The organism is Streptococcus sp. GMD3S, assembly GCF_000298695.2.
In the GTDB taxonomy this organism is placed as follows: domain Bacteria; phylum Bacillota; class Bacilli; order Lactobacillales; family Streptococcaceae; genus Streptococcus.
Genome location: NZ_AJRC02000012.1, coordinates 24,543 through 38,527 on the forward strand (window position 1 = coordinate 24,543; position 13,985 = coordinate 38,527).

Here is a 13,985-nt window from a genome sequence, read left to right on the forward strand (position 1 = left end):
AAAAGACAGTTTTGAGATTTCGCAGAAACAAAAACAGCCCAAAGAGGGCTGTTAGCTAACAAATCAGTCTCAACTTAAATCGCAAACAAGTCATTCAAGTTCTCAGCCAAAGTTGGGTGAGTGAAGATTTGTTTTGTGAAGTAAGTATAAGGGATTTTGTTGTCCATGGCAACAGTGATGATGTTGATGATTTCTTGAGAACCTTCTGAGAAGATAGTTGCTCCAAGAATTTCTTTTGTTTCAGTATTGACAACAGCTTTGAAGGCTCCGCGAAGGTCTCCATTTACGTGACCACGAGGCATTGCTGCAACAAGGATTTCCTTCACTGCATATGGAAGTTTCAAATCTGCTGCTTGGCTTTCAGTCAAGCCAACTTGAGAAAGTGCAGGTGTGATGAACATGGTGTTTGGTACATTGAGACGGTCTTCAAGAGTGTAGCTACCATCTCCAGCAAGGTAGCTGTAGACAACGCGGAAGTCATCAAGTGAAATGTAGGTAAATTGAGGTCCACCGTTGACGTCTCCGACTGCAAAGACACCAGGAACGTTTGTTTGACAATGTTTGTCTACTTTGATAGCACCACGCTCTGTTAGTTCAATATCGGTATTCTCAAGTTGAAGTGGTTCAACGTTTGGTTTACGTCCGGTTGCGTAGAGAAGGGCATCGAAACGGTACGTTTCGTTTTCAGTTACGACAAGGACTTGGTCACCGTCGTTTTTGATTTCAGTAGTACGGATGTTTTGAAGCAATTCAATACCGTCTTCTTCCATGTATTGTTTAGCAAGAGCTGCGATGGATGGTTCTGCACGAGGAAGGAAAGTATCCAAGGCATCTAGGACTGTAACCTTGCTTCCAAGTTTGTTGTAGAGTCCTGCAAATTCAAGACCGATATTTCCGCCACCAAGGACACCAAGTTTTTCAGGCAATTTGTCCAAGTTTTGAATACCAGTCGAGTCAAAGACATTCTTACTTGTAGCAAGTCCAGGGATTGGCAAGACGTTTGAAACGGCACCGGTATTGATAACGATAGTTTCAGCAGTCAGTTCTTGTTTTTCATCACCAGCTTGGATTTCGATGACTTTGTTTGAAAGGAAGTGAGCTTCCGCATCAAAGATATCCACACCTGTACCAGCAACAGTCGCATAGTTTTTACCATTGAGGCGACTAATGATAGTATTTTTGGTAGCAATGACTTCTTCAAAAGACAAATCTTTCTCAGCAGCAACTAGCAAAGTTTTAGTTGGGATACAACCAATGTTGATACAAGTTCCGCCGTACATAGCCTTACTACGTTCGATAAGGGCAACTTTTTTACCAGCTGAAGCTAGTTTACCAGCCAGTGTTTTCCCTGCCTTACCAAATCCGATAACGATTAAATCATAAGTTAACATTTATAGTCCTCCTATTCGCATTTCATTCTAGCACAAGAAAAAAACTTTTGCACAATTCTGCTACGGGAAATGGAGTGAGTTTGAAATGCTCCCTTCAAATCCTTTGAAAAACCAGTTTCGGGCTACTTTACTGCTAGAAAATCGCTTACATGATTTTCTAGAGAAATTGGGCTATCTTTTGCTTCTCTCTTGTGTTATACTAGATAGGTTGCAAAGAAACCAGTACTTTTCTTTCGTGGAAAAGAAGCAACACGGTATCTCTTTTTTGTAGAAGATACGTCATGAAAAGAAAAGTATAAACTAAAGCCCTATAGGGTGGCTTCGCACCACCTTTAGAAAGAAGAATAACGTGAAATTTAATGAATTTAACTTGTCTGCTGAATTGCTAGCAGAGATTGAAAAAGCTGGATTTGTAGAAGCCAGTCCCATCCAAGAACAGACCATTCCCTTGGCTCTCGAAGGAAAAGACGTTATTGGTCAAGCTCAGACAGGTACAGGAAAAACTGCAGCCTTTGGCTTGCCAACCCTTGAAAAAATCCGTACAGAAGAAGCGACCATCCAAGCCTTGGTTATCGCTCCAACTCGTGAACTCGCTGTCCAAAGTCAAGAGGAACTCTTCCGTTTTGGCCGTAGCAAGGGAGTGAAAGTTCGCTCAGTTTACGGTGGTTCCAGCATTGAAAAACAAATCAAAGCTCTTAAATCTGGTGCCCACATCGTGGTAGGAACACCAGGCCGTCTCTTGGACTTGATTAAACGCAAGGCCTTGAAATTACAAGATATTGAAACTCTGATTCTTGACGAAGCGGACGAAATGCTCAACATGGGCTTCCTTGAAGACATTGAAGCCATCATTTCCCGTGTCCCTGAAAATCGTCAAACCTTGCTCTTTTCAGCAACCATGCCAGATGCTATCAAACGTATCGGTGTTCAGTTTATGAAAGACCCTGAGCATGTCAAGATTGCTGCCAAGGAATTGACAACAGAATTGGTAGATCAGTACTATATCCGTGTCAAGGAACAAGAGAAATTTGATACCATGACACGTCTTATGGATGTGGAACAACCAGAGCTTGCTATCGTATTTGGTCGTACCAAACGCCGTGTAGATGAATTGACTCGTGGACTTAAAATCCGTGGCTTCCGTGCAGAAGGGATTCATGGTGACTTAGACCAGAACAAACGTCTTCGTGTCCTTCGTGATTTCAAAAATGGGAATCTTGATGTTCTAGTTGCGACAGACGTTGCAGCACGTGGTTTGGATATCTCAGGTGTGACCCATGTCTACAACTACGATATTCCACAAGATCCTGAAAGTTATGTTCACCGTATCGGTCGTACAGGTCGTGCTGGTAAGTCAGGTCAATCTATTACTTTCGTAGCACCAAATGAAATGGGCTACCTTCAAATCATCGAAACCTTGACTAAGAAACGCATGAAAGGCTTGAAACCAGCGACAGCAGAAGAAGCCTTCCAAGCTAAGAAACAAGTAGCGCTCAAGAAAATCGAACGAGACTTCGCAGACGAAGCCATTCGTGGGAACTTTGAGAAATTTGCTAAAGATGCTCGTAAGTTAGCTGCAGAATTTAGTCCAGAAGAATTGGCTATGTATATCTTGAGTCTGACAGTCCAAGATCCAGACAGCCTTCCTGAAGTGGAGATTGCGCGTGAAAAACCACTGCCATTTAAACCATCAGGTAATGGATTCGGTGGCAAAGGTAAGGGAGGTCGTGGAGGCCGTCGTGGGGACGACCGTCGAGACCGTGATCGCCGCGGCAATGGTCGCCGTGATGATTTCAAAAAAGGCAGTCGTGGGAACGATCGTTTTGATAAAGACAGACGTTACCGTAATAAAGACAATAAAAAACCTCGCAACACTTCAAGCGAAAAGAAGACCGGCTTTGTTATTCGTAACAAAGGAGACAAATAGAAAAAAGCGATTCACAGTGTGAATCGCTTTTATATATAAGGAGACCGATAGTAAAAGAAGATGGTGATAGTAAAGGATAGGTGAAACGGAAAGGGATTTATCATGTCATCTTCTTATAATGTTATAATATCAAAAATAAAATAGGATGTCAATAAAAAAATCGCTTTTTTTTCTAAAATATTTTTGCTGTTCAAAATTGCAATTAAATAAGCAATTTTCAGATAATTATTGAAATAAAGACTTTTCTATGTTATAATGGAAGCGATTATATGCGAGGTAAAAAATGGCACATTTATTAGAAAAAACAAGAAAAATCACGTCTATTCTAAAGCGCTCTGAGGAGCAACTCCAAGATGAACTTCCTTACAATGCGATCACACGCCAGTTAGCTGATATTATTGACTGTAACGCTTGTATTGTGAATAACAAGGGACGTCTCTTGGGCTACTTTATGCGTTATAAGACCAATAATGACCGTGTAGAACAATTCTTCCAAACCAAAACCTTCCCTGAGGTCTATGTACAAGGGGCGAACATGATTTATGATACGGAAGCAAATCTTCCTGTTGAACATGATTTGACCATTTTCCCTGTGGAGAGCCGTGCGGACTTTCCAGATGGGTTGACAACTATTGCTCCGATTCATGTATCAGGGATTCGCCTAGGTTCGTTAATCATTTGGCGCAATGATAAGAAATTTGAAGATGAAGATTTGATTCTTGTCGAGATTGCGAGCACGGTTGTGGGAATTCAACTATTGAACTTTCAACGTGAAGAAGATGAGAAAAATATTCGCCGTCGTACGGCTGTTACCATGGCGGTCAACACCCTTTCCTATTCAGAACTTCGTGCCGTATCAGCTATTTTAGCTGAATTGGATGGAAATGAAGGGCAGCTGACTGCGTCTGTTATTGCAGACCGTATTGGCATTACACGCTCAGTGATTGTCAATGCGCTTCGTAAACTGGAGTCAGCGGGAATTATTGAGAGTCGCTCATTAGGAATGAAGGGGACTTATCTCAAAGTTCTAATTAGTGATATTTTTGAGGAAGTGAAAAAGAGGGACTACTAATGGCAAAAGCTTTAATCTCGATTGACTATACAGAGGATTTCGTAGCAGACCATGGAAAGCTAACTGCTGGCGCTCCCGCTCAAGCAATATCAAAAGCCATTGATCAGGCAACCAGATTAGCTTTTGATCGTGGAGACTATGTCTTTTTTACCATTGATGCTCATGAAGAGAAGGATACATTCCACCCAGAAAGCAAGCTCTTTCCACCACACAACATCATCGGAACTAGTGGTCGTAACCTTTATGGCCCCCTAGCTGACTTTTATGCTGAGCATGAGGCGGATAGTCGCGTCTTTTGGATGGACAAACGTCACTATTCAGCATTTTCAGGAACGGACTTAGATATCCGTTTGCGGGAACGTCGGGTAGATACGGTCATTTTGACCGGTGTATTGACTGACATTTGTGTCCTTCATACGGCTATTGATGCCTACAATTTAGGTTATGACATTGAAGTTGTCAAACCTGCGGTTGCCTCTATTTGGCCAGAAAATCATCTGTTTGCTCTTGGGCATTTTAAGAACACATTGGGAGCAAAATTACTGGATGAAAACCTTGCTGAAATTGAACTATAAGCCGGTTGGAAAAATGAAAAAAATCTGAAAAAAGTGTTGACAAAGATTTTGAAAGTTGATATACTAGTAAAGTAATCGACGCGGGGATGGCGGAATTGGCAGACGCGCAGGACTAAGGATCCTGTGACCGCTTTAGGTCGTGAGGGTTCAAGTCCCTCTCTCCGCATAGGGTAAGAGTTAGCTTTGGCTAGCTCTTTTTGTTTTTACAAAGAAGACTAGAGGCTACGTTTCGTGTATAGAAAAATATTGGCATCAAGAACAGTTCATTGTATCAGAACATTTAAACTGAGTTCACTATTTCATTCTATCAAGAATATCCTCAAACACTAGTCAGAAAATGAAGAACTTAGGAAATGGAAAAAGACTAATCAGAAAGATGTGACTATCATTTTTAAAATGAAGTAGATTTTTGATTGGTACTATACTTCCTTATATAAGAAGGAAAGTTAGCAGTTGCTAGCTTTCTTCATTTTTTCAAAAAATAAATCAAAAAAATTTTTGATTTCATAAACATTTCATATTTGGATTTTATAATAGTCTTACAAATATGGAGGTGACAAATGAATCCAATCCAAAGAGCTTGGGCTTATGTCAGCAGAAAACGACTGAGAAGTTTTATTTTATTTCTGATTTTATTTGTCCTTTTAGCAGGAATTTCAGCCTGTTTGACTCTGATGAAGTCCAACAAAACAGTAGAAAGCAATCTTTACAAATCACTCAATACTTCTTTTTCTATCAAAAAGATCGAAAATGGACAGACCTTCAAGTTGTCTGACCTTGCATCCGTGAGCAAGATTAAGGGACTGGAAAATGTCTCTCCTGAACTTGAGACGGTCGCAAAACTAAAAGACAAGGAAGCGGTGAGTGGTGAGCAGAGCGTAGAACGTGATGATTTGTCAGCTGCAGACAAGAACTTGGTTAGCTTAACGGCTCTCGAGGATTCATCCAAGGATGTCACCTTTACCAGTTCGGCTTTCAATCTAAAAGAAGGGCGACACCTTCAAAAAGGGGACTCCAAGAAAATCCTCATCCACGAAGAGTTGGCCAAGAAGAATGGTCTTTCGCTTCACGACAAGATTCGCTTGGATGCTGGTCAGTCCGAAGCTGGAAAGGGGCAAACAGTAGAGTTTGAAATTGTCGGCATCTTTTCTGGTAAAAAACAAGAAAAGTTCACAGGCTTGTCTTCCGACTTCAGTGAAAACCAGGTCTTTACAGACTATGAAAGTAGCCAAACCCTTCTGGGAAATAGTGAACCGCAGGTCAGTGCAGCGCGCTTCTATGTAGAAAATCCTAAGGAAATGGACGGACTCATGAAGCAGGTGGAAAACTTGGCTTTGGAAAGTCAAGGCTACCAAGTCGAGAAGGAAAACAAGGCCTTTGAACAAATCAAAGACTCAGTGGCAACCTTCCAAACCTTCCTGACCATCTTCCTTTATGGGATGTTGATAGCAGGAGCAGGAGCCCTAATTTTGGTCTTGTCTCTCTGGTTGAGAGAAAGAGTCTACGAAGTGGGGATTCTTCTGGCACTTGGAAAAGGCAAGAGTTCGATCTTCCTCCAGTTCTGTTTAGAGGTAGTTTTGGTATCACTTGGAGCTTTGCTTCCATCCTTTATCGCTGGAAATGCCATCACATCCTATCTACTCCAAACTGTACTAGCCAGTGGAGATCAGGCAACCTTACAGGACACGCTGGCCAAAGCAAGTGGTCTATCAACCAGTCTCCTATCCTTTGCAGAATCCTATGTCTTTCTGCTCCTGATTGGTTGCTTGTCTGTAGCCCTTTGTTTCGTATTTCTATTTAGAAAATCGCCGAAAGAAATTTTATCATCTATTAGTTAAGAAGGAGAAATCATGACTTTATTACAATTGCAAGATGTTACCTACCGTTATAAGAACACTGCTGAAGCAGTTTTATATCAGATCAAGTATAATTTTGAACCCGGAAAATTTTATAGTATCATTGGTGAGTCAGGAGCAGGAAAATCCACTCTCTTGTCCCTACTGGCTGGTCTAGATAGTCCTGTTGAAGGTTCTATCCTTTTCCAAGGAGAGGACATTCGGAACAAGGGGTATTCATACCATCGCATGCACCATATTTCCCTGGTCTTTCAAAATTATAACTTGATAGATTATCTTTCTCCGCTGGAAAATATCCGCTTGGTCAACAAAAAAGCAAGCAAGGATACACTTCTTGAGCTTGGTTTGGATGAAAGTCAGATCAAGCGGAACGTTCTCCAGTTATCAGGTGGTCAACAGCAACGTGTAGCCATCGCTCGCAGTTTAGTCTCAGAAGCTCCAGTTATTCTAGCTGATGAGCCAACAGGAAATCTGGACCCTAAAACTGCTGGAGATATTATCGAACTGCTCAAATCACTTGCCCAGAAAACAGGTAAATGTGTGATCGTCGTCACCCACAGTAAAGAAGTGGCACAAGCGTCAGATATTACACTTGAATTGAAGGACAAGAAACTGACTGAAACTCGCAACACTACAAAATAAGATGAGCTTGTTTTGATAGAATTATGAAATCAAATCTAGAAAGGGAACCTATGTTACACAACGCATTTGCCTATGTTACAAGGAAGTTTTTCAAATCGATTGTTATCTTCCTGATTATTCTCCTCATGGCGAGCTTGAGTTTGGTCGGTTTGTCGATCAAGGGAGCTACTGCCAAGGCCTCTCAGGAGACCTTTAAAAATATCACCAATAGTTTCTCCATGCAAATCAATCGTCGCGTCAATCAAGGAACGCCACGTGGTTCTGGGAATATTAAGGGTGAGGATATCAAAAAAATCACCGAAAATAAGGCCATCGAGTCTTATGTTAAACGCATCAACGTTATCGGAGATTTGACTGGATACGACCTCATTGAAACGCCAGAAACCAAGAAAAATCTCACTGCAGACCGTGCCAAACGGTTTGGAAGCAGTTTGATGATTACAGGTGTCAATGACTCCTCTAAAGAAGACAAGTTTGTCTCTGGCTCATATAAGCTAGTTGAAGGTGAGCACCTAACCAACGACGACAAGGACAAGATCCTCATGCACAAGGACTTGGCAGCCAAACACGGTTGGAAAGTCGGAGATAAGGTCAAATTGGACTCTAATGTCTATGATGCAGACAATGAAAAAGGGGCCAAAGAAACAGTTGAAGTGACAATCAAGGGACTCTTTGATGGTCACAATAAGTCAGCAGTAACCTACTCACAAGAACTCTATGAAAACACAGCTATCACAGACATTCACACTGCTGCAAAACTTTATGGATACACAGAAGACACAGCTATTTATGGGGACGCAACCTTCTTTGTAACAGCGGACAAGAACTTGGATGACGTCATGAAAGAGTTGAATGGTATCAGCGGTATCAACTGGAAGAGCTACACACTTGTGAAGAGCTCCTCTAACTACCCAGCTCTAGAGCAATCCATCTCTGGTATGTACAAGATGGCCAACCTCCTCTTTTGGGGTAGCTTGAGCTTCTCAGTTCTTCTCCTTGCACTCTTGCTCAGTCTTTGGATCAATGCCCGTCGCAAGGAAGTGGGAATCCTCCTCTCTATCGGTCTCAAGCAGGCAAGTATCTTGGGGCAATTCATCACCGAATCGATCTTGATTGCCATCCCTGCTCTTGTTTCTGCTTACTTCCTAGCCAACTACACAGCCCGTGCAATCGGAAATACTGTTCTTGCCAATGTCACTTCAGGTGTTGCCAAGCAAGCCAGTAAGGCTGCTCAAGCTTCTAACCTTGGTGGTGGTGCAGAAGTAGACGGCTTTAGCAAGACCTTGTCGAGCCTAGACATTTCCATTCAGACATCAGACTTTATCATCGTCTTTGTCCTTGCTTTGGTTCTAGTGGTTCTCGTTATGGCGCTTGCTTCAAGCAATCTCCTTAGAAAACAACCAAAAGAACTCTTGCTCGATAGCGAATAAAAAACTTGCTACCTATTCTCCCCTAAATGGGGTATAATATAGGTAGCATTTTTATCTGTTTTGTCTTGATAAGGACTCTTCGAAAATCAAATTCAAACCACGTCAGCTTCACCTTGCCGTACTCAAGTACAGCCTGCGGCTAGCTTCCTAGTTTGCTCTTTGGTTTTCATTGAGTATAAGGACTCTTCCTATCAGGATGAAACAGAGGAGATTTACAAGAAATTTAAAGGATGTGAACCGTTTTTTCTATGAAAATTTTAATTGTAGAAGATGAAGAGATGATCCGTGAGGGAATCAGTGACTATTTGACGGATTGTGGTTATGAAACCATTGAGGCAGCAGACGGTCAAGAAGCTCTGGAAAAATTTTCCAGCTATGAAGTAGCCCTAGTTTTATTGGATATCCAAATGCCCAAGCTTAATGGCCTCGAAGTCCTAGCGGAGATTCGTAAAACCAGTCAGGTCCCTGTCCTGATGTTAACCGCCTTTCAGGATGAGGAATACAAGATGAGTGCTTTTGCTTCTCTAGCAGATGGTTATCTGGAAAAGCCCTTCTCTCTCTCCCTTCTAAAAGTGAGGGTGGATGCAATTTTCAAGCGCTACTACGATACGGGACGAGTCTTCTCCTATAAGGATACCAAGGTGGATTTTGAGAGTTACAGTGCAAGCCTCGCAGGTCAAGAAGTGGCCATTAATGCCAAAGAGTTGGAAATTCTGGACTATCTGGTGAAAAATGAAGGACGGGCCTTGACTCGTTCTCAGATTATCGATGCGGTCTGGAAGGCAACAGATGAGGTTCCCTTTGACCGTGTCATTGATGTCTATATCAAAGAACTGCGGAAAAAGCTAGACTTGGATTGCATCCTCACTGTGCGCAATGTTGGTTATAAATTGGAGCGAAAATGAAACGAACAGGTTTATTTACAAAGATTTTTAGCTATACCTTCTCGATTTTTAGTGTTCTGGTTATTTGTCTTCATTTAGCCATTTATTTTCTCTTTCCCTCTACTTATCTGAGCCATCGTCAGGAAACCATTGGTCAGAAAGCGACTGCTATTGCCCAATCCCTAGACGGAAAAGATAGGCAGAATATTGAGCAAGTCTTAGACTTGTATTCCCAGACCAGTGATATCAAAGGGGCTGTCAAGGGAGAGATGACCGAGGACAAGTTAGAAGTCAAGGACAATCTTCCTCTGGATACGGACCGCCAGACCATTTCCCTCTTTATCGAGGAGCGTGAGGTGAAAACGCAAGATGGTAGCACCATGACTCTCCAATTTCTAGCTTCCATGGACTTGCAAAAAGAAGCAGAGCAGATCAGTCTCCAGTTTCTCCCCTATACCTTGCTGGCATCCTTTCTGATTTCCCTCTTGGTAGCCTATATCTATGCTCGAACCATTGTTGCACCGATTTTGGAAATCAAGCGAGTGACCCGTCGGATGATGGATTTGGATGCCCAAGTGCGATTGCGTGTAGATTCTAAGGACGAGATTGGTGATCTCAAGGAACAAATCAATAGCCTTTACCAGCATCTCTTGACTGTCATTGCGGACTTGCATGACAAGAATGAAGCTATTCTCCAGCTGGAGAAGATGAAGGTTGAGTTCCTGCGAGGAGCTTCTCATGAATTGAAAACACCACTGGCTAGCTTGAAAATCCTAATCGAAAATATGAAAGAAAATGTCGGCCGTTATAAGGATAGAGACCATTATCTTGGAGTTGCCTTGGGGATTGTGGATGACCTCAGCCACCACGTTCTCCAGATACTGTCTCTTTCTTCTGTTCAGGAATTGCGAGACGAGAAAGAAGAGGTCGACCTTCTTCAGATGACGCAAAGTCTGGTTAATGATTATGCTTTGCTCGCCAAGGAGAGAGAACTTCAGGTAGACATTAGCCTAACCCGTCAGCAAGCTTACATAAACCCATCTGTCATGAAATTGATCCTATCTAATCTCATCAGCAATGCCATCAAGCACTCCACTCCAGGTGGCCTGGTCCGCATCGGGGAGAGAGAAGGAGAACTCTTTATTGAGAATAGCTGTAGTTCTGAAGAACAAGAAAAATTGGCCCAGTCTTTTTCTGAAAATGCTAGTCGCAAGGCCAAGGGTTCAGGAATGGGGCTCTTTGTGGTCAAAAGTTTATTAGAACACGAGAAATTACCTTATCATTTTGAGATGCAAGATTATCGTTTGACCTTCTTCATGTCTTATCCTAAAGTCGATCAAGACTAAGGGAAAGAAAGGGTTTACATTGATTGAGTTGGAAGAAATTCAATCTAAAGTATGGGAAAAACTAGCTTTTTTTGTCAAAAAGTGATAAAATGAACAATGTAAATGGGATGTCCCAAAAAATATATAGGAGGCCTGACAAATGGCAATCGTTTCAGCAGAAAAATTTGTCCAAGCAGCTCGTGACAACGGTTATGCAGTTGGTGGATTTAACACAAACAACCTTGAGTGGACTCAAGCTATCTTGCGTGCAGCAGAAGCTAAAAAAGCTCCAGTTTTGATCCAAACTTCAATGGGTGCTGCTAAATACATGGGTGGTTACAAAGTTGCTCGCAACTTGATCGCTAACCTTGTTGAGTCAATGGGTATCACTGTACCAGTAGCTATCCACCTTGACCACGGTCACTACGAAGATGCACTTGAGTGTATCGAAGTTGGTTACACTTCAATCATGTTTGACGGTTCACACCTTCCAGTTGAAGAAAACCTTAAATTGGCTAAAGAAGTTGTTGAAAAAGCTCACGCTAAAGGTATCTCAGTAGAAGCTGAAGTTGGTACTATCGGTGGTGAAGAAGACGGTATCATCGGTAAAGGTGAATTGGCTCCAATCGAAGACGCTAAAGCAATGGTTGCAACTGGTATCGACTTCTTGGCAGCTGGTATCGGTAACATCCACGGTCCATACCCAGCAAACTGGGAAGGTCTTGACCTTGACCACTTGCAAAAATTGACAGAAGCTCTTCCAGGTTTCCCAATCGTATTGCACGGTGGATCAGGTATTCCTGATGAGCAAATCCAAGCAGCTATCAAACTTGGTGTTGCGAAAGTTAACGTTAACACTGAATGTCAAATCGCATTCGCTAACGCAACTCGTAAATTTGCTCGTGACTACGAAGCAAACGAAGCAGAATACGACAAGAAAAAACTCTTCGACCCACGTAAATTCTTGGCTGACGGTGTAAAAGCTATCCAAGCATCAGTTGAAGAACGCATCGACGTATTCGGTTCAGAAGGTAAAGCTTAATCGAGCTGAACAATACAGAAAGAACCTGCCCCTAAGGGCAGGTTTTTTGGTGTTTGAAACTATAGAGAATATGTTGGGGAAGAATCTATCTTAAGTTGCTAAAAGAGTCTAATTTTTGTACAATAATGCTATGAAAAAACTGAAAAAATGGAGTCTTGGCTTTCTTAGTTTCATTCTTTTGTTTTTAGGGGCAACATTCATCTTTCATCGTATCAGTTTGGAAAAGGAACAAGCCTCACTAACACCTGTGGGACAGCAAGTTCTTGTCAATGGTCATCAAATGAATGTTTATGTTCAAGGTGAAGGACCTGAGACTATAGTAGTTATCTCAGGTGCTGGTATTGCTTCTCCTATATTGGATTTTAAAGAAGTATCGGAATCCTTATCGAAACAGTATAAGCTAGTTATCGTGGAGAGGGCGGGATATGGTTATAGTGATGATAGCAATCATTCAAGAGATGTGATGGAGGTTTTGTCTGAGACTCGCCAAGCTCTTTCCCAAGCAAATATCACAGGGCCGTTTATCATTCTGTCTCATTCCATGGCTAGTCTAGAGAGTTTGGCTTGGCAGGAGAAGTATCCTGATGAAGTGAAAGCCTTGATTGGTCTGGATTGGGCACTGCCGTCAAGTTATGAGAATTTAAAGGATAATCAGGCCTTGCTCACTGTGGCATATTGGAGTAGCAAGATTGGTTTATTACGCTATTTACCTGAGTCTTTTTATATAAAAAATCAAACTCTGACCGAAAATGAACGAAAACAATATAAACTTCTAGCTTATAAGCAGTTGATGTCACAAGCCATGCTTTATGAATCTCAAACGGTAAAGGAAAATGCTAAGAAAGTTCCCTCTAGCATCAATCCGAAAATTCCCACCTTATTACTGGTATCTAACGGCGAAGGCACCAGTTTTAGCCAATCAGAATGGCAACGTTATGCAGAGAGATTTGCAAGCGACCAGTCTAATGTTCAAGTCGTCTATATGGATGCGCCTCACGACCTCTATCATTATCAAAGCGATGCTATTGTTTCTCGCATTAAAGAATTTTTAGAGAATAATTGAGGGCTTAAAAATCCATTGAGACTGATGATAATAATTGAAAGGTAATGACTTATGAATAATTCTTATATTTTACTTAGACATGCTCATTCAAGATTTTCAAGTGATGATTTCAATAGAACTTTATCAGAAAAAGGATTCTCATCTCTTGACCAGTTAGATTTTTTGAATTCTTTTAATATTGATTATTATTTTTCTAGTCCTTATAAACGAGCATTTGAAACGATTAATAGCTCGCCAATTCAATTTGATAAAATAGTTCTTGATAATCGGTTACGAGAGCGAAAATTATCTTCAACCTTTATAAAAGATTCTGAGTTTGAAGACAGTATTAAATATTTATGGCAAAATCCTAGTGAATCTCTTTTAGAAGGGGAATCAAATCAAGACGCACTAGCTAGAGTACTAAATTTTTTAATGGAATTGGAAGAGAGATACTCAGAAAAAATGATTTTACTTAGTTCACACGGGAATTTGATAGGAATACTACTACATCACTTTGATTCCAGTTTTGATTATGAAAAATGGGAGCATATGACCTTTCCAGATTGTTTTCTAATTGATAGAGATGGGATTGTGAAAAGAATTTTGAAAGATTAGTTCGTTGATTAAATAGTGAATCATATTGATCAAAATAGTTTGCTTTTTACAACTCGTAACCTGCCCATCGGGCAGGTCTTTTTGGTGTTTTAAGGAAACTATTAAACCAGAATTTTGGATTTAAAATAGCATTTTAAGAGTGAAATCTCTAATTTCATAATCTGTAGGCAAACGCTTGCAT

Annotated in this window: 12 protein-coding genes and 1 tRNA gene; 12 read left to right on the top strand and 1 reads right to left on the bottom strand. The window is 41.2% G+C overall.

Annotated elements, in window-relative coordinates; genetic code table 11:
* Nucleotides 1–74: 74 nt before the first annotated feature.
* The gene (locus tag GMD3S_RS0206820; protein ID WP_000958907.1) at nt 75–1,391 is read right to left on the bottom strand and encodes an FAD-containing oxidoreductase; all 1,317 of its coding nucleotides are present in this window, start codon (nt 1,389–1,391) and stop codon (nt 75–77) included.
* Nucleotides 1,392–1,740: 349 nt separating this feature from the next.
* On the opposite strand from GMD3S_RS0206820, the gene GMD3S_RS0206825 reads away from it, so the two are divergent.
* From GMD3S_RS0206825 to GMD3S_RS0206880, 12 genes are all read left to right on the top strand, one after another.
* The gene (locus GMD3S_RS0206825) at nt 1,741–3,318 is read left to right on the top strand and encodes a DEAD/DEAH box helicase (protein ID WP_000671078.1); all 1,578 of its coding nucleotides are present in this window, start codon (nt 1,741–1,743) and stop codon (nt 3,316–3,318) included.
* A 283-nt stretch (nt 3,319–3,601) separates the two neighbouring features.
* On the top strand, nt 3,602–4,390 hold the full coding sequence (gene codY, locus GMD3S_RS0206830) for a GTP-sensing pleiotropic transcriptional regulator CodY (protein ID WP_000940726.1): 789 nt from the start codon (nt 3,602–3,604) through the stop codon (nt 4,388–4,390).
* Nucleotides 4,390–4,965, top strand: a complete 576-nt coding sequence (locus GMD3S_RS0206835) for a cysteine hydrolase family protein (RefSeq protein ID WP_001029648.1) — start codon at nt 4,390–4,392, stop codon at nt 4,963–4,965. Before codY ends, GMD3S_RS0206835 begins: the two co-directional genes overlap by 1 nt.
* An 80-nt stretch (nt 4,966–5,045) precedes the next feature.
* Nucleotides 5,046–5,131: transfer RNA gene (locus GMD3S_RS0206840), tRNA-Leu, on the top strand.
* Between the two features lie 394 nt (nt 5,132–5,525).
* The gene (locus GMD3S_RS0206845) at nt 5,526–6,803 is read left to right on the top strand and encodes an ABC transporter permease (RefSeq protein WP_001068253.1); all 1,278 of its coding nucleotides are present in this window, start codon (nt 5,526–5,528) and stop codon (nt 6,801–6,803) included.
* Nucleotides 6,804–6,815: 12 nt separating this feature from the next.
* Nucleotides 6,816–7,463 (top strand): ABC transporter ATP-binding subunit Vex2, encoded by a 648-nt coding sequence (gene vex2, locus GMD3S_RS0206850; protein WP_000173737.1) that lies wholly within the window; start codon nt 6,816–6,818, stop codon nt 7,461–7,463.
* Between the two features lie 50 nt (nt 7,464–7,513).
* Entirely contained in the window at nt 7,514–8,893 is a 1,380-nt protein-coding gene (gene vex3 / locus GMD3S_RS0206855; protein ID WP_000903007.1) for an ABC transporter permease subunit Vex3, read from the top strand.
* Between the two features lie 248 nt (nt 8,894–9,141).
* Nucleotides 9,142–9,798 carry a response regulator transcription factor VncR gene (vncR, locus tag GMD3S_RS0206860; protein ID WP_000697942.1) on the top strand — a complete coding sequence of 219 codons (657 nt, stop codon included), beginning with the start codon at nt 9,142–9,144 and terminating at the stop codon, nt 9,796–9,798.
* Complete coding sequence (vncS, locus tag GMD3S_RS0206865; RefSeq protein WP_000831388.1) at nt 9,795–11,123, top strand: sensor histidine kinase VncS; 1,329 nt, start codon at nt 9,795–9,797, stop codon at nt 11,121–11,123. The genes vncR and vncS overlap by 4 nt, the downstream gene beginning before the upstream one ends.
* A gap of 139 nt (nt 11,124–11,262) precedes the next feature.
* Nucleotides 11,263–12,144: a class II fructose-bisphosphate aldolase gene (locus tag GMD3S_RS0206870; protein WP_001018999.1), complete on the top strand. Its 882-nt coding sequence runs from the start codon at nt 11,263–11,265 to the stop codon at nt 12,142–12,144.
* 130 nt (nt 12,145–12,274) lie between these two features.
* Complete coding sequence (locus GMD3S_RS0206875; protein ID WP_000734266.1) at nt 12,275–13,207, top strand: alpha/beta fold hydrolase; 933 nt, start codon at nt 12,275–12,277, stop codon at nt 13,205–13,207.
* Nucleotides 13,208–13,258: 51 nt separating this feature from the next.
* Nucleotides 13,259–13,804 (top strand): histidine phosphatase family protein, encoded by a 546-nt coding sequence (locus tag GMD3S_RS0206880; protein WP_001066186.1) that lies wholly within the window; start codon nt 13,259–13,261, stop codon nt 13,802–13,804.
* Nucleotides 13,805–13,985: the final 181 nt, after the last annotated feature.

Excerpts from the sequence above, each read along its gene's own strand:
- GMD3S_RS0206880 (WP_001066186.1), top strand. The coding sequence starts at position 13,259 with ATGAATAATTCTTATATTTTACTTAGACATGCTCATTCAAGATTTTCA.
- vncS (WP_000831388.1), top strand. The coding sequence starts at position 9,795 with ATGAAACGAACAGGTTTATTTACAAAGATTTTTAGCTATACCTTCTCG.
- GMD3S_RS0206835 (WP_001029648.1), top strand. The coding sequence starts at position 4,390 with ATGGCAAAAGCTTTAATCTCGATTGACTATACAGAGGATTTCGTAGCA.
- GMD3S_RS0206845 (WP_001068253.1), top strand. The coding sequence starts at position 5,526 with ATGAATCCAATCCAAAGAGCTTGGGCTTATGTCAGCAGAAAACGACTG.
- vex3 (WP_000903007.1), top strand. The coding sequence starts at position 7,514 with ATGTTACACAACGCATTTGCCTATGTTACAAGGAAGTTTTTCAAATCG.
- GMD3S_RS0206875 (WP_000734266.1), top strand. The coding sequence starts at position 12,275 with ATGAAAAAACTGAAAAAATGGAGTCTTGGCTTTCTTAGTTTCATTCTT.
- codY (WP_000940726.1), top strand. The coding sequence starts at position 3,602 with ATGGCACATTTATTAGAAAAAACAAGAAAAATCACGTCTATTCTAAAG.
- vex2 (WP_000173737.1), top strand. The coding sequence starts at position 6,816 with ATGACTTTATTACAATTGCAAGATGTTACCTACCGTTATAAGAACACT.
- vncR (WP_000697942.1), top strand. The coding sequence starts at position 9,142 with ATGAAAATTTTAATTGTAGAAGATGAAGAGATGATCCGTGAGGGAATC.
- GMD3S_RS0206820 (WP_000958907.1), bottom strand. The coding sequence starts at position 1,391 with ATGTTAACTTATGATTTAATCGTTATCGGATTTGGTAAGGCAGGGAAA.
- GMD3S_RS0206870 (WP_001018999.1), top strand. The coding sequence starts at position 11,263 with ATGGCAATCGTTTCAGCAGAAAAATTTGTCCAAGCAGCTCGTGACAAC.